The sequence below is a fragment of the Kosmotoga olearia TBF 19.5.1 genome, from assembly GCF_000023325.1.
Taxonomy (GTDB): domain Bacteria; phylum Thermotogota; class Thermotogae; order Petrotogales; family Kosmotogaceae; genus Kosmotoga; species Kosmotoga olearia.
The window spans coordinates 569569-590274 of sequence record NC_012785.1; the positions used below are offsets into that span (position 1 = coordinate 569569).

Genomic DNA, 20706 nt, shown 5'->3' on the forward strand with positions numbered 1-20706 from the left:
TTCTCGCCAACTCCTTACCTCAAAATCCCATTTAAACAAGAGACACAAATAATCTGCCACTACGCATTATAACTAAGATCAAGTTCAGGATGACAATTCAAGAAGACAAAGATCGGGTCTAGGGACTGGAGAAAGTTACGTACAACGTACAACCCACACCAACAACGGGGTTCATCTGCGTCTGCAAGCCTCAGCCTTCGAACGCCGCGTCACCAACTGCCAGCCTTGCAAGTGTCTGATATTTTTTCAACTGTGAAGCAGTTTGCCCCAACTCCCAAGGAGTTCGTAACAACCACGAAGTGGTTCGGGTCAACTCCGCAGGAGTTCGTGACAATCCCGAAGGGATTCTTGTCGCTGCGAAGCAGCTCTTTCGGACTTTCAATTTTATCTATTTACGCTCCAGTTTATTGTAATATTCTTCAACCGCTGCTTCTTTGATCTCCAGCACCTTTTGGAGAAGGCTTCCTTCAAATACGGGTTTCAACCTATCAGTAATAATAGGTGAGAACTGAAATTCCACTGTGATGGTCTCACCCGGTTCAACGGTAATAGCGGTGGGTGTTCCATCTTTTGGGTTGCCACCAGAGTAACCGTAATAACCGTAGAGGTCTCCAGAAGTTAGATACATATTGCGATCTACATCTCTCCATGCATAGATGTAAACACTACGCGCTATTACTTCCGTTAGCAAGAAATTCCCGCCCTCATCTGCACAGGTTATCGAATCTATAACTCCTGTAACAGCGTCAACCGTCCACACAATGAAAGGCTCGTATCCTGTATCGTATGTCAGAGCCCTGTATGCGTCAACCAGACCTGCACCGTAATAGTTGTCAAAACCAGGTTCTCCAAGATCTTCCGCGGTATCTCTAAGGATTTTCCTTATCGTTTCAACACCGGTATAACCTTTGCTCATAAGAAGCGCTACAATTCCAGAAACGTGTGGGGCTGCCATGGATGTTCCCTGTAAAAACTCGTAAAGTTCCCCATCATTTGATATCCAGCATGTACTCAGAACTCCGTCTGGATTACCATCTCCATTTGATCAACATCGAGGTCTCCGCCGGGAGCAACAACATCCAGTTCAGGCCCATAGTTGGAATACCAGGCTCTTTCTTTATCTAACCGAACTGCTCCTACCGCTATTGTTTCGGGGTACTTTGCCGGATACCTCAAACTCCCATTATCATTTCCGGCTGCGCAAACTACGACAACATCATTGTCGTATGCGTACTTAATAGCATCGCGAATAATGGAGCTATCAGAGGGGCTGCCAAGGCTCATATTCAATACTTTCGCTCCATGTTCAACAGCGTACACGATACCCCTGGCAACATCAAATGATGTTCCGATCCCCGAATCATCAAGGACTCTAATCGGTAATATCCTAATACCGCTGCCACCCCAACAAACACCCGAAACGCCCTGGCTGTTATTGGTGAGGGCAGCTATGGTACCTGCAACATGTGTTCCATGGCTTATGATTTTTCCATCGTAGGACATCCCGGGATCCGTCGGATCTGGGTCATCATCTATAAAATCGTAGCCTTCATCGTAGAATACTCCCTGCAAATCCGGATGGTCAAACCTTACTCCCGTATCGATAACAGCTACTACAGTTAGTGATGACCCCTTGGTAATCGACCAGGCAGCGGGAAGATTTATTAAAGAATAGTGCCACTGTTCAGGATAATACGGGTCATTAGGCGTCACTTCTGCCTGTGAAAAAAAGAGATAATTCGGTTCCACAAATTCGATTTCAGGAAGTCTTTTTAATTTTTCTATACTCTCCTCATTGGCTTTAATAAGAATATAATTTGTTTTACCATCTCTGAAGCTAAGCGTTTTCTGAATAGAACCTTTATCCATGCCAATACTCATTAATAAGCTGCTGGCTTTATTTCTATCTAACCAATTGTTGAACTTCACAACATATTCTCCAGGGACATAGTGTTCGGATTCAATTGGACTCGTTGAAGGTTCAATGACTAATACGCTTTGTTGGCCTCCAACAACGCTACCAACAAAAGGAGAAATACTTCCAAAAATTTTGCTCTTATAGAGGTTAAAAATACATCCTGACAGAAGAAAGAATACAAAAAACAATGAAATAACAAAAAAATCACGCTTCTTCATAGTAATTCACCTGTCTTCCATCTTCTTTGTATTCTACTGTTTTTTTTAGTTCCACAGCTACTGATGACACGCTCCTCAACCAGATGGAATGTGGTTCTATCTCTACATCCATTTCTTCCGTATTTACTCCAGACCATGAAAGGGCGTCTTCAGGGATTTTAACCCTGGCTTTTTCATCACTGAGGTTTATGACAGCAACGGAGTTTTTTTCTTTTCCACCTTTTACCGCCACCGTAAAGATTTCACCGGTATCGTCAAAGAAGACTCTTGGTTTTCCACCCCTCAAAGAAAGCGTCTTTCGTAAGATCTCAATACCCTCTTCATCCACAAGAGTCATATCATCGCTTTCGATGATGGGATTGTCGAGTAACCCACAGACATAACTGAAAAGTTCTTTCTCGTTATCAGAGAGTTTAGCCGCTTGAGAGCGAAGAATTGGAGTATCTGGATCGTTTATCCATAACCTCTTATGCATAAAATAACGCGTAAGGGCGTTTCGGATTGAGTATTTTGCACTCGGGATACCCAGATCCGGAAGCTCTCCACCCCATATTGGTGCGGTATCTGCTCCTATTCTCATAGCATCAACAAGGCCAACGGAAGGAAGCAAGGGCGCACCACAACCGAGCAAGTAAACATCATCACCCAGAGCTCCTCTTATTGTCTCCAATCCTTTAACATATGCTTCTATGGGGGTTATATTTTCGTTCTGTCTTATTCCTGGTATTGCACCCGCAAAAAGGAAATCTATTTTGATGTACTTGAATCCTGATTTTTTGATCTTCGACATAAGATCTTTTATAAACCCTAGCACTTCCCTGTTTGAAAGGTCGAGAGCGTAAATATCTTTTCCCCAGTTCCTGAAAGCTCGTTTGGGATTACCAGAAGAATCCTTAACAAACCATTCCGGATGTTCACGGAAGAGATCCGAGGTTTCCGAGGCACAGAAAGGTGCGAGCCATAAGCCGGGAATGAAACCTTTCACTGATATTTCATTTGCTATTTCCTCGAGGGAGGGAAATTTCTCATTGGTTATCAGCCAATCTCCAATGTCTTTCTGATAACCGTCGTCTAGCTGCACTAACGTGTATGGAAGCCCTCTTTCTTCGCGAAGATTCGCCAGAAGTTTAACATTTTTCTTCAATTCTTCGAAAGTGATATCGGTAAAATAGTGATACCAGCTGCACCAGCCGATTCCTTCCAATTCTTTGAACACAGGTTTTTTGTAATCTCTTATCATTTCCGCGTAGTTTTCCAGCATTCTGTTAAGTTTATCACTATGAAAAACCACTAACGGTTCGATCTCTATGGTTTCTCCTGGCTGGAGCGGCTTTCCAAAGAGCTCGATCCTGGCTTCCACGGTTTTGGTAGCTTCATCTATCGTAAAATATGGATGAGAAACTTTTGAGTCAAGGAATCCAGCTAAAAAACCTTTATTTGCTATAAAATAGTCGCTGGGAAATATATCAATATTGAAAAGCTCAGGTATTGGTGTTGCCGAAAAAAGAGTCGTCCCTGCAGATTGGGCAAATGCTACGGCCTCTTTTGTGTTGGGAATGCTTTTATACAACCTGAAAGGGAACCATGATCCCCAATTATTGCAATAAAAAGGAAAATCGAGATCAGAAAATTTTGCTACGGTGAAACTGGAAAGTTTTATAGGAACCGTTTCGATGTTTGTCAAAGAGAGGTTGATTAGATAACCGGAATCCAGAATATTCAGCTTATAGTTGAATTCCAGTCCAGCCGAAACAACTTTCGTCTTCAATTGACCATCGATTTCAATGCCACTCATTCCCGGTATCTGAATCCGCACATAAATACCTCCTAAATCCGTTTCAACTCGATTATAACGCAAGTTATTTACACCGCAGTTGCGTCCACACGAAAGCCGCCATACGGCGATAAAACCGTTGTCGGTTGTGGGTTGTACGTAAGAATCGAGAGTCCAAGAGCGTTAGAGGTATAGAGAGACCCACGCAGATCCTGACCCAAGTTCAGGATGACCGGCTTTATTTTCGAAACGTGTTTAATGATTTTCGCTTTTTTGGTTCTATCCGCCGAAGGCGCTTGTCAACTGCACAGCAGTTCATAACAACCACGAAGTGGTTCGAAACAACTCCGCAGGAGTTCGTACCAATCCCGAAGGGATTTGTGCCGCTGCGCAGTAGCTTTCGTAATCACCCCCTAAAGAAATAGGACAAGGGATAACGAAGTGATAGTATGAAAGAAAAGGGGGCGAAGGGATGAGAGGCAGAGAACAATATTCAATGGAATTGAAGCTAAAAGTGGTAAAGGAATACGAAGAGGGCCACAAAAACACAAGAGAAATCAGGGAAGAATACGGGATACCGGATTCTACATTATGGGGCTGGATAAACAAATACAGAGCGGAGGGAGAAAGTGCTTTTGAACCGAAACTCAGAGCTGGAGATTTCATTGTTGATCCAACGAAGATACCACCTGTTCTGTACAAAGAGATAGGGCTTGACAAGATAAAGAAAGACCCAAAAGAGCTAAAAGGGGTTCTCAACGAAATCGAGAAATACAAACTCATAATAGCAGAGAAAGAATTGGAAATAAGGTTGCTAAAAGAAGCTCTAAAAAAAACTGGAAAAGGCTAGCAGTTGAACTTTTCGCTGAAACATATATGGGTTATGGTTTTTCAACCTCTTATCTTTTGAGAATCTTTGGAATAACCAGAAGCAGTTACTATCGCAGGAAGAAACCCGTGTTCTTTCTCAAAAAGACAAAACCAGGTAGAAGGCGCAATTACTGTCTAAAGACAAACGGTGAAAAGTTCGAAGATAAAGAGCTTGAAAAACTATTCAAAGACATATACAGCAGAGTGAATCCATATGAACCTGAGTATTATCTGAAAGTATTAGGAAGCAAGAAGCTCAGCAAGTATTTTCTGAATGAATTTGGGATAATAGTGAACCACAAGAAAGTACACAGAATGAGAAAGAAGCTGGTGTCGACATCGATTATAAAATAGTAAAAACGTCGGTCAAAAATGAGCAAAAACATCGGTAAGAATTGAGTAGTAACATCTGAATATCTCAGATAGAAAAGGAGGTATTCAGATGTTAACGGAAAAGCAGGTCTTTGAAATCAGAATATTGTACAGAGAGGGGTTAAGCAAGCTAGCAATAGCCAGGCGCCTTGGCATTGCTCCCAACACCGTAAACAAATATCTTAATAAGGAGTGGTGTCAAATGGCAAAAAGAGGTTCGAAACTCGATCCTTTCAAGGATTACATCGAGAAAAGGCTCCAGGAGTATCCCGAACTTACAGCGACAGTGTTGTTTAAGGAATTGGTGGAGAGAGGTTATACCGGTAAACTGACAATACTCCGGATGTATGTGTCCTCAATAAGACCCAAGGGGAAACCTGAAATTGTTGTCAGATTCGAAACAGAACCTGGTAGACAATTTCAGGTTGATTGGGGAACGGGTACAACGGTTATTGCGGGCGAAAAGACGACCGTTAAGTTCTTCATTATGGTGTTGAGCTATTCACGGATGCTGTACGCGGAGATAGTACCAGATGAAAAGCTTGAGACCTTGATCCAAGCTCATCTGCATGCCTTTGAGTACTTTGGTGGTTATCCCTCAGAAGGTCTGTACGACAACATGAAAACCGTTGTAAAGAAGCTTCAGAAACAGAAGGAATACAACGCCAGATTCATGGATTTTGCAAACTTCTACGGCTTTAAAGTGATTACTCACAGGCCATATAATCCAAAAGCCAAAGGAAAGGTCGAGAGGTTGGTTCCTTACGTAAGGGAGAATATTCTTTACGGCCAGAGTTATTCGAGCCTAACGGAATTGAAGAACGTATTAAGAGATTGGTTAGCAATAGCAAACCAGCGACTCCATTCCGAATTAAAAGAAACCCCTCTCGAAAGATTCGAGAGGGAAAAGAATCACCTAAATGAGCTAAGTAAATTGTATCCCATTCGCAGATTAAATACAAGACTCGTAAGAAACAAAGGCCAGATAGTCTACAAGGAAAGGGCATATCATGTTGGTAAAAAATACGTAGGGGAAAGAGTCAATCTCCAGGTGGAAGGTTCACTACTGAAGATATACAGCAACGATGAACTCATTACAGTACATCCATTGAAAGACCAGGTAGAAAAAAGGTCTTTGAGAGAATACCAGGCTCTTGTGGGTGATGCGGTATGAGCTACGAAAAAGTACACAGCTTGTTGAAAGAACTGAAACTGGAAGGAATCTCCAGGGTATTGGATTCTTCTCTCCAAAACTGGAGCAAAGGAGATAAAGACGTTCTCGAATTGATTGAAGAACTACTAATAGCCCAGAAGAAAGAAAACGAGAACAAGAAATACATAACAGCTCTCAGATACAGCGGATTACCTTTCCACAAAACCCTGGAAGAATTCGATTTCAGTTTCCAACCCAGCATAGACAGAAAACAGGTAATGGAACTGAAGACCCTGAGATTCATGTACGAAAAAGAGAACGTGGTATTTCTTGGACCTCCTGGAGTAGGAAAAACACACCTGGCGGTAGGTCTTGGAATGGAAGCCCTAAGGGAAGGAAAGAAAATATACTTCGTTAATGCAATAACGTTGGTGGATCGATTAAAGAAAGCCTTTGTTGAGAGACATCTGGAAAAAACCATTAGATTCTACAAATCCCTTGACCTACTAATAATAGATGAACTGGGATACCTGCCGCTGGATACAGAGGGAGCGAAGCTGTTTTTTGAACTGGTGAGCCAGAAATACGAGCAGGGAAGCATAATCCTGACATCCAACAGAAGCTTTACCGAATGGGACAAGATATTTGAAGACGAAGTATTAGCAACAGCGGTATTGGACAGACTCTTACACCATTGTACGATAGTCAATATTCGTGGAAAAAGTTACAGACTGAAAGAAAAACAGAAAACGGGGCTTGTTGGTATACAGACGACGATTGGTAGAACCGACAAACTACGCAAATCTGAGCGATGAAATTACGCAATTTTGATCGATGTTTTTTTGCATTTTTGGTTGATGTTGACAGCTGGGATATGTCAGGAAATACTGGCCGAAACAGCACCATCCTGTTAGGCGCTCAACCCAGCATGAGATAGACAGGACAGGAATACTGTGGGAAGCAGATATTAAGTACATAACCACAATACAGGAAGGGAATATAGCCTTATTGGACATAATAGATGTATATTCAAGGGAAATAGTGGGTTCATATCTTGGGAAGAGTTGCAAGTGCAAAGATTTTACCCGAACACTGGGAAGGGCAATGCTTTACCAGGAAACGGTACCTCAGTTGGTCCGTACGGATAATGGAAGCCTGTTTACAGCTAATTACACCCGGGAATATTTTGAAAAGAACGAGATAATCCAGGAATTCGGGATAAAGCACCACCCTGATTCCCAGGCTTTTATTGAATCACAACATTCGAATGTGCAAAGGGAATTTGTGGCTATGAATGTGTTTGAGAGAGCGGAAGACGTTTACCGGAAATACCAGGTGTACATGGATTTCTATCATAATCTCAGACCACATGGTTCTTTGAAATACATGACACCACAAGCCTTTAAGAAACAGTGCAATATTTCTTTGATTCAGTCCGTTAATGCTTGATCTCGTTAACCTGTGTCTCATTATTGGGGGTCAGACCGCTTTCTCCAATCTATAACATCCAATCTCGCTCTGTAATTTTAAGTCACCGGATCCCGGTTCTCGAATCTCTGTCTTTAACAGCGTCTGCAAGCCTCCTGGACGAAGTCCAGCACTTCGACAGCGTAGCTGCTGCTCTCTCGGTTTCTCGGTTCTCGATCGTCACGCACAACCTACAACCACTTCGAACAACGATAATAAGCGTAGCTTTGCACATCATTCGCATAGTGAATCCAAACATTAACCTCGAAATGGTTCCCTAGATTTTTACCTCCTTTGATTTTTAAGCCAGCGCATTACTCGTGGATATGATTTCCAAACTTTTTCATACTCTAAAGCATAAATTATTGCTTCTTTTTTTTCCAATTCAATCTCAACATTATCCAGCTCTTCAGGATCAATACCCATAAGTAAGATATCTATAACATATGGGTTCATTCTTTTTGCCAAACTCAATTCCAGATTTGCCCTTTCTATGTTTCTTCGGATGTAATAGATGAATGCCCGCCCCATTACGAAATCAAGGCTGTTTTCATCTTCATACCACTCTAAAAGTTTTTCTGCTTTTATGAAATTTCTTTGTCTGAAATAACAATTCAACAAACTATTTTTAGCGTTTAAGAAGTCCATTGGCTCAACTACGAGCATCCACTCAAAAATCTGAGTGGCTTTTGCTAAATTACTTCCTCTCATCCTTAGAAAATCTCCAAAGTCTTTGAAAAGCATCAAAATTGGTCTGTTATGATGGTGTGAGAATTCTATCATGTAGTTTCTCAGATTAAGTTTCCTGAGTAACTCTTGAATTTTCTCGACACCAGTTTCGAGGGTTCGTCTACAATCTTCTTCCATACCTAGTGTAAAATATTCATTCGCCAGTTCCATATAAGCCGTAAATTCATAGGGATGTTTTTCTAAAACCTTCTCCAGAATCTGCACTTTATCTTCCTTATTTTCAAGCATCTTTTTAAGATAGTACTCTCTTGGCGGGAGATTATACCTCAATGAAGGAACTCTTTCACTACTATCGATTTCAAAACCTGGAAAAAGGCTATCTTTTTCCTCAAAGATCGTGCGATGCATTTTTCTGGCGATCTCGTAATTGGTTGAAACCACAGATGATACTATCGCCGACTCTTCAGAATCTTTATCTCTCAACTTAGGAATTACGCCATTTTCAACAAAGCTTTCAAATGCTTTCTGATCCCTCTTAGAAAGACTCTCATAAAGCACAAGAGCATACTCTTTGTATCCATAAGCCTGAGCCAATAAAGCTCCCGCAAGCCTGGCCCTAGAATTGGTTTTCAGATCCATTATATATTTGATAAATTCTTCCAGCGCTCTTGATTTTCGCTTTGTTTTTTTCTTGAGAAGACTGTCGCAAACCGCCCTTATAATCAATGGCACTTCTGTCTTCTCTTCTGTCCTGCCCAGTTCTTCCAAGAAATTGATAATCCTCTTTCCAACAAATGAAAAGCTTGTATTTTCAGCTATTCCAGCAATTATCACTGGCAGTAAACCTGACGTAGGCGCCATTCGATTCAAAACATATATATGACTCTTAAAAGAAGATCCCCACGTTAACAGTGAAGCACCTGCATAAGCTGCTTTACGCCTCACTTCATCATCTTCGTGCCTCAAAAGACAAACCAGCGATAATATCGATGGATCTGTCCCAAATAATGTGTCTGGGAAAAAAACCTCGAAAGGCAATTCAAGATAATCCGGTCCAATATTGGGATTCAATCCCAACGCATAGGATGTTATTGTTGATTCAAAATAACCAAGAGTAAGGTTGAAAGTAATGTCCAATGCTTTCAAAAAGAATCTTGGACAATTTCTAGCAAGGTTCATTGCCTCCGCAACTATTTTGATTAGCTCTCTATCATTTCCATTATCATCTTCTTCGTTGTCGGAAAGTTTGAAATTCTGAAGAAAAAATGCAATAGCATCTAACCCAGCCAACAAATACCAGCGAGCTATTTCAGTATTCCCATATTCAGGTTCCCCCAAAATAATAGCAATTACCTCTTCATCATTTTTAACACTATCGGATTCCACATTATCAACTTCACGCTCATTGGCTTTTCTAATAAGCCGGCCTAAATTAATAATTTTCTGTGCTATCCTGAACCTGGTTTCAAAGGGAATATCTTCATCCCACAGAAAGATACCCCAGAAATAAAGTAAAAAGTATTTGTTATCATTGAGCACTTTGGAATCAAGTCCAAAAGCATCTTTCAAAAGTGATGAGAGTTGATCAAACTTCTCGCTATCAACTTCCTGCCGCAATTCTTCCCAATTAAACTCAGGTCCGGTATAATCGGTACCGATCTCCAGAAGATCACAAAGATATGTTATTCTGTACTTCTGGTACTCACTCCACATAAGACCCCATCCCTTCTATGAAAATATATTTGAAACTTCATAACGCTTTGAAAGGCATTAACTCTATCAATTATGAAAATCTACCTCACACAATATATTACAACATTTAAAGAACTATTCAGAAAAGCTCTCACTAAAAATCCACACAGCTTTCGTCTAAATACCTTTTCCCGCTCAATTTTAGTTGATAATCACCGTTTATTAATTGCGAAACCGATAAAGTCACTCTGTGGCTGAAAAGCGTTCTTCAAAGCGAACGAAGGGGATCTTGCTAACACAAATGACACTGGGAACGACTACGTCGTTGACATAAAAGAACGAGGCACAGCATGCTGTATAAAAATCGAGAACCGAGAATCGAGAATCCGAGATGGTAAAGGCGAAAAACATTTTCACTCTTTATTTTAAAACCTTCGAACGTCGCTCTACCAGCTGACAGCGTTGCAAGCCTCGGCTGCGCAGCAGCTATCGGCTCTCGGATCTCGGATTCTCGTTTTTTACGCACAACCTACAACGTTTTTTAACGTCTCATCCTCTAACAACAACGTTCTCTACATAGGGTTTAAGAGCTTTTTCGAAGTCAAGCAAAATCTCCCTGGGATAGGGAGAAACTGAATTCACCGGTCGATATTGTTGGATCGCCACATTTTTAATACCTTTCAGCAGCTCAGCAAATTTCGGGAAGTTATCCGGTTTAATATATGGTGGGTAAACGGTGATTCTTATTTCATAGTCCTTTGCATTTTTTGTTATCTCAAGACTCTCAAGAATCGTTTCGAAGCCCACATTGGAGAAAAGGGAATAATCAAGGCTTTTCAAATCCATAGCGATAAAGTCAACGATTTCAATCAATTCTTTCAGAACTTCGGGATTACTACCGTTTGTATCGACCTTTATGAATTTACCCGGGAATCTTTTTTTGAGTTCTTTAAAGAAAGAGAGAAGAGCATGACCATGCAAGGTCGGCTCCCCTCCGGTTATAACGACGGCATCTATTAAATTCTTTCTTAAAGATAGATATTTATAAACATCGACTTCTTTGATCGGATGAGGAATTCGCTTTTTCAGTTCGGCGTTATGGCAATACTCACAGTCAAAATTACAGCTTGAGGTAAAGAGAGTTGTCGATACCTTTCCCGGATAGTCCACCAGACTTACTTTCTGCCATCCTGCGAAATCCATCTATTTCAGTCCTCTCCACACGAAATTCCTTTCTGCTTTTGAACTCTTCCTGTTTACCAATATTCCAGTGCTGAACCGGCCTGTAATAACCGGTGATACGCGAATAAACCTCCGTTGGTTGCCCGCAGATAGGGCAAGAATATTCCTCACCTTTTATGTAACCATGATTACGGCATATGGAGTAGGTTGGAGAGATTGTGAAGTAAGGAATGCGATAATTTTCCGCGATCTTTTTGACAAGCTCCCGGGTAGTTCGCCAATCGTCAACGCTTTCCCCAAGGAAAGCATGGAACACTGTACCTCCGGTATATTTTATTTGAAGCTCCTCCTGAAGTTCCAGGGCAGAGAAAATATCTATTTCATAATCCACCGGAAGGTGGGTAGAATTGGTGTAATAGGGAGCATCTTTACCAGCGGTGATTATGTCCGGGAACAGTTTCTTGTCTATCTTGGCGAGGCGGTAAGAGGTAGACTCAGCCGGTGTTGCCTCAAGGTTATAGAGGTTTCCTGTCTCTTCCTGATAAATCTTCAGACGTTCTCTCATAAAGTCCAGAACCCTGATAGCAAAGCGTCTTGAGTTTTCTTCATAAATAGGTTTTTTGAGCCATCTCGCGTTGAGACAAGCCTCGTTCATTCCAACAAGTCCTATCGTTGAGAAATGGTTATCGAAGTTCTTGAGGTACCTCTTGGTGTAAGGATACAATCCTTCATCATTCAGTTTTTCTATAACCTCACGTTTTATTTCAAGACTGCGTTTTGCCAGATCCATCATTTTTGAAAGTCTCTGGAAGAATTCCACCTCGTTCTTACTTAAATAAGCCAACCTTGGAAGATTGATCGTTACGACACCGATAGAGCCAGTGTATTCATCCGAACCAAAAAGACCTCCGCCACGTCTTCTTAACTCGCGCTTATCCAGCTGAAGCCGGCAACACATACTGCGCACATCATCAGGGTTGAGATCCGAATTTATAAAGTTCTGGAAATAGGGAGTACCATATTTTGATGTGATTTCAAAAAGAAGCTCGGAGTTCGGGTTTTCCCAGTCAAAATCTTTGGTGATATTGTACGTTGGTATCGGATACTGAAAGCCTCTTCCGTTGGCATCCCCTTCTTTCAGGATCTCCAGAAAAGCCCTATTTATTATGTCCATCTCTTTTTGGCAATCACCGTACGTGAAATCCTGAGGTTCTCCACCTACGATGGCTGGCTCGTCTTTGAGTCTTTTTGGAACTGTCCAGTCAAGGGTTATATTTGAGAAGGGCGACTGTGTTCCCCAGCGACTGGGCGTATTTACACCAAAAACGAATGATTGTATGCACTGCTTGACTTCCTTGAAAGTGAGGTTATCCACCTTTACAAAAGGTGCAAGATAGGTGTCGAAAGAACTGAACGCCTGTGCGCCGGCCCATTCGTTCTGGAGGATTCCAAGAAAATTAACCATCTGGTTTGCCAGCGTCGAGAGATGTCTGGCCGGTTTGGAAGAAACCTTTCCCGGCACACCGCCAAGCCCCTCTTCTATAAGCTGCCGGAGACTCCAACCAGCGCAATAACCGGAAAGCATAGACAGATCGTGTATATGGAAATCCCCGTTTTTATGTGCTTTTCCGATCTCTTCATCATAGATTTCGCTGAGCCAGTAATTCGCTGTAACAGTCCCGCTGTTGTGGAGTATCAGCCCACCAATTGAGTATGTAACGGTGCTGTTTTCTTTAACCCGCCAGTCCCTCTGGTTAAGATAGTTATTGACTGTTTTGGCAAAATCCAGCATCGATGATTTGAGATTCCTCAGCTTCTCTCTTTGCTTACGATACAATATATAAGCCTTGGCAACCTTGTTGAATCCAAGATCTTCAAGGGTTTTTTCGACAGAGTCCTGAATATCCTCGATGTCAACAATGTTTTCTTTAATCTTCCCCTGAAAATCAGAAGTTACCCGAAGAGCGAGCCTTTCGAGTATGTCATCTGTGTAAGCAGTATCCGTTGCTTCAAATGCTTTCTTTACAGCAAGAATTATCTTTGAAAGTTCAAATTCCACTAGAGAGCCGTCTCTTTTCCTGACTAGAAGCATCTAAATCCCCCCATTTCAGTCCCTATAAATAGTAAGCCAACAATATAATGGTACTATATATAGTATCACAAAAAGAGAAAAAATAACGCATCTATATTTTTACTATAATAAGAAACTTAGAGTAATTATTCCCGATTAGTGTTCAATTTTGAAGAAGTGGAAAAAAATTGCGGTATCAAATCCTTTTCACAACAAACTTCTCAATTTCTTCGACACCTATCATCTTCACCATCTTTATGAACGCTTTTGCAGTGGCGACAGCATCTCCCAGCGCACGATGCCGATCCTCACAAAAGATACCCAGGCGCGCCAGAATAATGTCAAGATTGTGTCTGCCACGAAAAAGGCTGCGCGAAAGGCTGATGGTATCCACAAAAGGATTCGGAAGTTCGCCGATTCCAATTTTCTTCCCGAAATAATCGAGAAAGGAAAGATCAAAGGGAGCATTTTGTATCACAAGAACGCGATCTCTCACGAAATCATAAAACCTCGGTAGAACAATTTCTATCGGAAGCTTATCTTCGAGCATCAGGTTGTTTATGCCTGTAATCATGGTTATGGAGATCGGCACGTGCCTCTTTGGTTTTATAAGTTCGTTGAAGGATTCTTCGTAGATTATTTCCCAGTCCCTGACAACCACGCCCGCGATTTCTATCAACTCTGCCCCTTTATGAGGGCTGGAACCGGTGGTTTCGGTATCTATGACAACAAATTCCAATTCAATCCTCCTTACTCACTTCCTTGAGTAGAGAATAAAATACCTTCACGCCAAAATCAATGCATCTGTCCTCCGGTAAAAACTTTGATGTGTGTAATCCGGCTTTCATCGTTTCGGTAGCACATCCAAGCCAGAACATCAGTGAAGGGTACCGCTGGCTGAAAAACGCGAAATCCTCGCCGGTGAACTTTGTCTCGCATTCAGCAAATTCCAAACCAATACTTTTGACCGTTTTCGCAAGGGCTTTAAAGAGCCTGGAGTCGTTCATAAGTACTGGATAATACGCTCCATAACGAACCTCGCCCTGAACCTTCCATGTTTTGCTTATGTTTTCAGTAAATCTTTCCATGAGCTCGTCTATTTTCTCTTTGGTTTTTATGTCAAGAACCCTATAGGTTCCCTCAATTATTGATTTTTCCGCCACTATGTTCCTTCGATCACCCGCTACCAATTTTCCGATGGTGAACACATAACGCTCCTCTTCCGGGATGAACCTTGTGAGAGCGGAATAAAAAGCGGTTATGAATTCTGATGCGGGTAGTATTGTATCCCTGCCTTCATCAGGTTTGGCTCCATGAGCACTTTCACCTTTAAAGATAACGTCGAATTCCGTTGGGCTCGCGAAAATAACTCCTTCTTTAGAAGCAACCGTACCCATTTTATAATCAGGGCTTACGTGTAATGCGAAAGCAGCTTTTACATCATATGAGTCAAGAAATCCGCTTTCAAGGAAAGGTTTCGCTCCCCCGGGGCCTTCTTCGGCTGGCTGAAAGAAGAACAAAATATTTGCTTCTGAAAGTTCTCTTGCTACTTGTTTGATCAATCCAGTAAGCACGGACATATGGATATCGTGACCGCATGCGTGCATCCAGCCAGGGTTTTCCGATGCGAAATCCACATTAGTTTCTTCTTCAATGGGCAGGGCATCCATATCTGCTCTGAAAAGGACAAAGCTCTTATTTTCTGCATTACGATATTCTACCACCAATCCTGTTTCCAGAACTTCATAAATTTTGAAGTAATTTTTCGGTAAATCTGAAAGGAATTTCAGTAAGATCTTTTTTGTTTCATATTCCCTAAAACCACCTTCCGGATTTTTATGCAATCTGTGCCTTAATTCGTGCACCTTGCCAATTTCGATCATTTAAATATCCCCCTATTTTTTGGAGTATAATTATTACAACACGTTGATTCAAAACAAATATAGCACAGTTTTGCTGTGTGAAAATGGTGGGGGTGACCCTATGGAGATGGAAAATTCAAGTACTCCAAAAAGCCTCGATGAAGGTTTAATAAAGGCACTACAGTCAGCCATTCAAAAAGCACCTATAAGAAACGGTGGAAAAATTTACCTCACCGATATCTGGGTGATAACCTCCCTGCCGGAGGACATGATCATAGAGCTTTTCAGAAGGAACCAATTTGCTCTCCCGGAGGGAGTCCTGGCCGTTGTCGATGATAGAAGAAGACGCAAAAAAGTAATCTACGATGTAAGAGAGACAAAAACGGAAAAACATGAAGAAAACCCTGAAGAAACAGAAGATGGGGAAAACGGAGATATTACGCCGACCACAAAATAAATAAAAAAAGTTAGGGGGGATTTTCATGGGGTACATCCTGGCAATTGATCAGGGGACCAGTAGTTCAAGGGCTATTATCTTTGATGAGGATCTCTATCAAGTTGCTAGCGCACAAAAGCCTTTCAAACAAATTTATCCGAAACCTGGCTGGGTGGAGCATGATCCAAACGAGATAGTTCTCAGTGTTATGTCTTGTGTGGAAAAAGCAATTCAAGACGCTAAGATCTCTTTTAAGGACATTGAGGCGATAGGCATAACCAACCAGAGAGAAACGATCGTTGCCTGGGATGCCGAAACGGGCAAAGCTCTCTACAATGCCATTGTCTGGCAATGTAGAAGGACAGCGGATAGGGCTAAAGAACTGGAAAGACAATATCGGAATTTTATACATTCAAAAACTGGTTTGCTTCCTGACCCTTATTTTTCGGCAACAAAGATGGAATGGATGCTAAGAAATGTTCCAGAAGTTAGAAAAGCCGCGAAAAAAGGAACTTTAAGATTTGGTACCATAGATTCCTGGTTGATTTGGAATCTAACACCTGACAGACAACATGTAACCGATCACTCAAACGCTTCCAGAACCATGCTTTATAACTTGAACGAGTTGAAATGGGACGAAGAATTGCTCGAGTTTTTCGGTATCGAAAAAGAATTTTTGCCAAAGGTTGTTGATTCTTCAAAACTGCTGATACGTTCTGTATATGGCCCGGTAATATCCGGCATTGCCGGAGATCAACAAGCATCTCTTTTCGGGCAAACCGCTTTTAACGTAGGTGACGTAAAATGTACCTACGGAACCGGTTCTTTCATCCTGATGAACACTGGAGATAAACCAAGATTCTCGAGAGAAGGGCTTTTAACCACCGTAGGTTGGAAGATCAACGATGAAATTGTCTATGCAATCGAGGGCTCAATATTTACAACAGGTGCCCTTATAAACTGGCTGAAAGATGGTTTGCAGATAATCTCCACTCCCGAAGAAACGGAGTTATTGGCAACCAGTGTTGAAGATAATGGCGGTGTCTATTTTTCTGGTGCCCTTGCCGGTCTCGGTGCACCATACTGGGATTCTAAAGCCCGCGGCTTGATCATAGGTTTAACCAGAGGAGCAACCCGTGCACATATAGTCAGAGCTGTGTTAGAATACATTGCTTTTAGAACAAAAGAAATACTGGAAATAATGGAAAGGGATACAGGAATAAAGGTCAATCGACTCCTTGTTGATGGTGGCGTTACGAGGAACAACTTTTTGATGGAACTTCAGTCTAAAGTATTAGGTGTAACTGTCGATAGACCAATAGTCAAGGAGACCACAGCACTTGGAGCAGCCATGCTTGCCGGGCTCGCAGTTGGTTTATGGGATAAAGAAACCCTCGCGGGAATACGGAAAAGCGAAGTCGTTTTTACCCCAACGAGAAAAGAATTGGAGGATGAATACAAAAAGTGGAAAGAAGCGATAAAACGTTCTATGAACTGGGCGGAATGAATGAAAAAGCTGTAAGACACCTGGCTTTTGAGATTGCTAAAAGGCTTGAAGGTGGTGAAATTCTTCTCTTAAAGGGTGATTTAGGAACAGGAAAAACTACCTTTGTTAAAGCGCTCGCTGAAGGTCTCAGGATAGATCCCGATGATGTCAGAAGCCCTACGTTTACTATTGTGAATACGTATGTCGGTAGGAATTTAACGCTCCTTCATGCTGATCTTTACAGATTAAGTGATCCGTCAGAGGTATTGGAACTGGATCTTTTAGGCCTTCTAGGCCCCGAAACTGTGCTTGCCGTAGAGTGGCCGGAGCTTTTGGCTGGATTCATTGGAAAGAACGCTCTCAAGATCGAGCTGGAATATGAGGATGAAAAAACAAGAAGATTGAAATTGAGCGGATCCTATAAATGGATAGAGAGAATGGTGAAAGACTTTTTCAAAAAGGAAAGACAAACCAAGGAGGTGAAATAATGGCGCAGAAGTTCCAGCTACTGGAAAAGGCAGCGGTGAACCCTGAAAAGAAAGCGCAGATTCCGGATGTTCTCCCTGCAATCGCCACACGAACGAACATGCTTATCTACCCTTCACTGGTAATGCCGTTATATGTCGGTAGAGATAAATCATTGACAGCTCTTGAAGAGTCGATAGCAAAATACGACCAGCTCATATTTTTAATTTCACAAAAAGACGTAACCACTGAGAACCCAACTGTGGAAGATCTCTATAAAGTCGGAACCGTTGCACGTATCGTGCAGTTGATGAAAATGCCTGATGGCAATTACAAGATCCTCGTTGAAGGTCTCGCGCGTGCAAAGATAGTTGACGTTGTTGAAAAAGATAATCTTTTCGTTTTTAAGATAGAGGTTTTGAAAGCTAAATATCGAAGGACGAAAGTTCTTGAAGCCCTCATCCGAAAAGTAAAAGAACTGGCGATGAAGTATGTCAACATGAGCCGTCGATATCCGGATGAATCCATAGTCGCGCTTGAAGATACCGCTAATCCTGATAAATTCGCAGATTTTGTCTCGTCTCTCCTGCCGTTGCCACTTGAAGAAAAGCAAAAACTCCTGGATGCTGTATCGCCCAAGGAGAGATTAGAGCTGCTTCTCGAGATTTTAACCCGGGAAGTAGAAATACTCAATCTTGAGGAAGAACTTGATAGAAGAGTAAAAGAGAAAATCGAGCAAAGCCAGAAAGAATACTATCTCCGTGAAAAAATGAAGGCTATACAGGAAGAGCTCGAAGGTGAAGAAGACATCGAAATAAAGGAACTAAAAGAAAAGCTCGAAAAAGGGAATTATCCAAAAGAGGTTAGGGACAAAGCCGAACAGGAGATATCAAGGCTTGAAAAGATGTCACCATACTCCGCTGAAGCTACGGTGATCAGAACCTATCTTGATTGGTTGCTAAATCTACCATGGACAGAGGAAACAGAAGATCACATCGATATAAAGGCTGTTAGAAAAACTCTCGACGCAAATCATTATGGTCTTGAGGATGTCAAGGAAAGGGTGCTTGAGTTCCTAGCCGCAAGGAATTTTTCCAAGAACCTTCGCGCACCAATTCTATGCCTGGTGGGACCACCGGGAGTTGGAAAAACATCTCTTGGTAGATCCATTGCAGAGGCTATGGGGCGAAAATTTGGAAGGATCTCCCTAGGTGGTATGAGGGATGAGGCCGAAATTAGAGGTCATCGCCGTACTTACGTTGGAGCCCTTCCGGGTAGAATCATTCAGATGATAAGAAAATTGAATTCTAAGAATCCTGTGATCGTTCTGGACGAGATCGACAAACTGGGTGTGAGTTTCCAGGGAGATCCAGCTTCAGCTTTGCTGGAGGTTCTCGATCCTGAACAGAACAACACCTTTACAGATCATTATCTTGAGGTTCCTTTTGATCTGTCAAAGGTTCTTTTCATAACAACTGCAAATGTGCTCTATACTATTCCACCGGCACTCAGAGATCGTATGGAGATCATCGAGATACCGGGATATACCGATACTGAGAAACTTCATATCGCTAAGGATTACATACTCCCGAAACTCTATGAAGAGTATTCTATAACGAAGCGAAAAGTGAATATCACCGAGGGTGCTATAAAAAAGATAATAACTGAGTACACCAGAGAAGCTGGTGTGAGAAACCTCGATAGAAATCTTTCTAAGATTATCAGGAGAGCAATCTTGAAACTTTCTGAAGGTCAGAAGAGCGTGAAGGTAACCAAAAATAATATCGAGGAGTACCTTGGAATACCGAAGTATAAAGAAAGCGATTTAAGAAAGCGTCCGGAAATTGGGGTTTGTACAGGTCTGGCATGGACGGCTGTTGGCGGTGAAATAATGCACATTGAGGTGCTTCCTATCCCCGGAAAAGGGAAATTCATCACCACAGGACAGCTCGGTGATGTTATGAAGGAATCGGCACAGATAGCGCTCAGCCTTGCCAAAAAACTGTGCGACGGCAAAAAATACGTTAAGGTATTTGAAACGAACGATTTTCATATTCATGTCCCGGAAGGTGCGGTTCCGAAAGATGGTCCCTCCGCCGGAGTAACACTGTTGACAGCTATCATTTCTGCCGTAACAGGAACCCCAATAAAGCATGATGTTGCTATGACCGGTGAAATAACGCTGAGAGGGCGCGTTTTACCAATCGGCGGATTAAAAGAAAAGCTTATGGCAGCTTATCGTGCGGGAATCAAAACAGTTATACTTCCAGAAACTAACAAAAGAGATCTCGAGAAAGTTCCAGATGAAATAAAAGACAAGCTAAAATTTGTCTTCGTGGAAACAGTTAAAGAGGTCATTGAGGAGGCTCTGGTAAAGGATGTTGATAAAAAAGGTTGAACTCGTCAAAACCGCATTCAAACCCGGAGATTACCCTGAGCCTGTTAAAAGAGAAGTTGCTTTTGCCGGAAGGTCGAACGTCGGGAAATCTACATTGCTAAATACCCTTTTCCAGAGGAAATTAGCACATACAAGTTCCAAACCCGGGAAAACCAGATCTATAAACTTCTATCTGGTCAATTCAAAGTATTACTTCGTGGACCTTCCAGGTTACGGTTTTGCAAGTGCATCCAAACAAGAACTTGCAAGATGGAAAGAACTGATAGAAGACTATTTTTCTACCCGTGATAACCTGAACCTTGTCACAATCCTAATGGATTCAAGGCATCCTATGCAGAAAAACGATTACAAAATGCTCGAATGGATAAAAGATTATTCAATACCTTTTATCGTAGTCTTGACTAAAACCGACAAACTTTCGGGAAACGAATTGAAAAAGATGATCCAGATTTATGAGAAAGAATTAAAGTTATGGGGCTCACCACCAATCATTCCCTTTTCTGCAAAAACAAGGAGAGGGCTCAACGAACTGTTGAAAATTTTGATACCGTGAGCCCGGCTACGCCGGGGGTAAGCACGATTCCGTCGTGGGTTAGCACGCTGGCGCGTGGGTAAGCTTGGCTGCGCCAAGGGTAAGCCCAGCTGCGCTGGG

Annotated in this window: 15 protein-coding genes and 2 pseudogenes; 9 read left to right on the forward strand and 8 right to left on the reverse strand. The window is 41.9% G+C overall.

Annotated elements, in window-relative coordinates; genetic code table 11:
* Positions 1-388 precede the first annotated feature (388 nt).
* From KOLE_RS11790 to KOLE_RS02655, 3 genes are read right to left on the reverse strand one after another with little or no spacing between them, the layout of a single operon-like run.
* Positions 389-1015 carry a S8 family serine peptidase gene (locus KOLE_RS11790; protein ID WP_474545605.1) on the reverse strand — a complete coding sequence of 209 codons (627 nt, stop codon included), beginning with the start codon at positions 1013-1015 and terminating at the stop codon, positions 389-391.
* A complete protein-coding gene (locus KOLE_RS11795; protein ID WP_049753240.1) occupies positions 1012-2136 on the reverse strand; it encodes a peptidase S8 in 1125 nt (374 codons plus the stop codon). The genes KOLE_RS11790 and KOLE_RS11795 overlap by 4 nt, the downstream gene beginning before the upstream one ends.
* Entirely contained in the window at positions 2123-3952 is a 1830-nt protein-coding gene (locus KOLE_RS02655; RefSeq protein ID WP_012745028.1) for a glycoside hydrolase family 36 protein, read from the reverse strand. The genes KOLE_RS11795 and KOLE_RS02655 overlap by 14 nt, the downstream gene beginning before the upstream one ends.
* A gap of 430 nt (positions 3953-4382) precedes the next feature.
* Here KOLE_RS02655 and KOLE_RS11320 point away from each other — a divergent pair.
* The 4 genes and pseudogenes from KOLE_RS11320 to KOLE_RS02680 all read left to right on the forward strand — a co-directional run.
* Positions 4383-5110: pseudogene (locus KOLE_RS11320) on the forward strand (IS3-like element ISKol9 family transposase); the annotation flags it as partial.
* Positions 5111-5222: 112 nt separating this feature from the next.
* On the forward strand, positions 5223-6326 hold the full coding sequence (istA, locus tag KOLE_RS02670) for an IS21-like element ISKol10 family transposase (protein WP_012745030.1): 1104 nt from the start codon (positions 5223-5225) through the stop codon (positions 6324-6326).
* A complete protein-coding gene (gene istB / locus KOLE_RS02675; RefSeq protein ID WP_012745031.1) occupies positions 6323-7120 on the forward strand; it encodes an IS21-like element ISKol10 family helper ATPase IstB in 798 nt (265 codons plus the stop codon). The genes istA and istB overlap by 4 nt, the downstream gene beginning before the upstream one ends.
* Positions 7121-7169: 49 nt before the next feature.
* Positions 7170-7754, forward strand: a pseudogene (locus KOLE_RS02680) (DDE-type integrase/transposase/recombinase); the annotation flags it as partial.
* Between the two features lie 303 nt (positions 7755-8057).
* On the opposite strand, the gene KOLE_RS02685 reads toward KOLE_RS02680, so the two are convergent.
* From KOLE_RS02685 to KOLE_RS02705, 5 genes are all read right to left on the reverse strand, one after another.
* The gene (locus tag KOLE_RS02685; RefSeq protein WP_012745032.1) at positions 8058-10175 is read right to left on the reverse strand and encodes a tetratricopeptide repeat protein; all 2118 of its coding nucleotides are present in this window, start codon (positions 10173-10175) and stop codon (positions 8058-8060) included.
* A gap of 528 nt (positions 10176-10703) precedes the next feature.
* Entirely contained in the window at positions 10704-11357 is a 654-nt protein-coding gene (locus tag KOLE_RS02690; protein WP_012745033.1) for an anaerobic ribonucleoside-triphosphate reductase activating protein, read from the reverse strand.
* Complete coding sequence (locus tag KOLE_RS02695) at positions 11275-13428, reverse strand: ribonucleoside triphosphate reductase (RefSeq protein WP_012745034.1); 2154 nt, start codon at positions 13426-13428, stop codon at positions 11275-11277. The genes KOLE_RS02690 and KOLE_RS02695 overlap by 83 nt, the downstream gene beginning before the upstream one ends.
* Before the next feature lie 175 nt (positions 13429-13603).
* Positions 13604-14146, reverse strand: coding sequence for a 3'-5' exonuclease (locus KOLE_RS02700; RefSeq protein WP_012745035.1), 543 nt, complete (start codon positions 14144-14146; stop codon positions 13604-13606).
* A 1-nt stretch (position 14147) separates the two neighbouring features.
* Positions 14148-15290 carry a M20 metallopeptidase family protein gene (locus KOLE_RS02705; protein WP_012745036.1) on the reverse strand — a complete coding sequence of 381 codons (1143 nt, stop codon included), beginning with the start codon at positions 15288-15290 and terminating at the stop codon, positions 14148-14150.
* Positions 15291-15390: 100 nt separating this feature from the next.
* Here KOLE_RS02705 and KOLE_RS11045 point away from each other — a divergent pair, with 100 nt between their 5' ends.
* From KOLE_RS11045 to yihA, 5 genes are read left to right on the forward strand one after another with little or no spacing between them, the layout of a single operon-like run.
* A complete protein-coding gene (locus KOLE_RS11045; RefSeq protein ID WP_012745037.1) occupies positions 15391-15726 on the forward strand; it encodes a hypothetical protein in 336 nt (111 codons plus the stop codon).
* A 25-nt stretch (positions 15727-15751) separates the two neighbouring features.
* Positions 15752-17212, forward strand: a complete 1461-nt coding sequence (gene glpK / locus KOLE_RS02715; RefSeq protein WP_012745038.1) for a glycerol kinase GlpK — start codon at positions 15752-15754, stop codon at positions 17210-17212.
* On the forward strand, positions 17170-17679 hold the full coding sequence (gene tsaE, locus KOLE_RS02720; protein ID WP_012745039.1) for a tRNA (adenosine(37)-N6)-threonylcarbamoyltransferase complex ATPase subunit type 1 TsaE: 510 nt from the start codon (positions 17170-17172) through the stop codon (positions 17677-17679). The genes glpK and tsaE overlap by 43 nt, the downstream gene beginning before the upstream one ends.
* Positions 17679-20054 (forward strand): endopeptidase La, encoded by a 2376-nt coding sequence (gene lon / locus KOLE_RS02725; protein WP_012745040.1) that lies wholly within the window; start codon positions 17679-17681, stop codon positions 20052-20054. The genes tsaE and lon overlap by 1 nt, the downstream gene beginning before the upstream one ends.
* Positions 20035-20607: a ribosome biogenesis GTP-binding protein YihA/YsxC gene (gene yihA / locus KOLE_RS02730; RefSeq protein WP_012745041.1), complete on the forward strand. Its 573-nt coding sequence runs from the start codon at positions 20035-20037 to the stop codon at positions 20605-20607. The genes lon and yihA overlap by 20 nt, the downstream gene beginning before the upstream one ends.
* The last annotated feature ends 99 nt before the right edge of the window (positions 20608-20706 follow it).

What these genes read in the sequence shown, in the direction of transcription:
- KOLE_RS11795 (WP_049753240.1), bottom strand. Translation starts at nt 2,136, where the DNA reads ATGAAGAAGCGTGATTTTTTTGTTATTTCATTGTTTTTTGTATTCTTT.
- istA (WP_012745030.1), top strand. Translation starts at nt 5,223, where the DNA reads ATGTTAACGGAAAAGCAGGTCTTTGAAATCAGAATATTGTACAGAGAG.
- istB (WP_012745031.1), top strand. Translation starts at nt 6,323, where the DNA reads ATGAGCTACGAAAAAGTACACAGCTTGTTGAAAGAACTGAAACTGGAA.
- KOLE_RS02685 (WP_012745032.1), bottom strand. Translation starts at nt 10,175, where the DNA reads ATGTGGAGTGAGTACCAGAAGTACAGAATAACATATCTTTGTGATCTT.
- KOLE_RS02690 (WP_012745033.1), bottom strand. Translation starts at nt 11,357, where the DNA reads ATGGATTTCGCAGGATGGCAGAAAGTAAGTCTGGTGGACTATCCGGGA.
- KOLE_RS02695 (WP_012745034.1), bottom strand. Translation starts at nt 13,428, where the DNA reads ATGCTTCTAGTCAGGAAAAGAGACGGCTCTCTAGTGGAATTTGAACTT.
- KOLE_RS02705 (WP_012745036.1), bottom strand. Translation starts at nt 15,290, where the DNA reads ATGATCGAAATTGGCAAGGTGCACGAATTAAGGCACAGATTGCATAAA.
- KOLE_RS11045 (WP_012745037.1), top strand. Translation starts at nt 15,391, where the DNA reads ATGGAGATGGAAAATTCAAGTACTCCAAAAAGCCTCGATGAAGGTTTA.
- glpK (WP_012745038.1), top strand. Translation starts at nt 15,752, where the DNA reads ATGGGGTACATCCTGGCAATTGATCAGGGGACCAGTAGTTCAAGGGCT.
- lon (WP_012745040.1), top strand. Translation starts at nt 17,679, where the DNA reads ATGGCGCAGAAGTTCCAGCTACTGGAAAAGGCAGCGGTGAACCCTGAA.
- yihA (WP_012745041.1), top strand. Translation starts at nt 20,035, where the DNA reads ATGTTGATAAAAAAGGTTGAACTCGTCAAAACCGCATTCAAACCCGGA.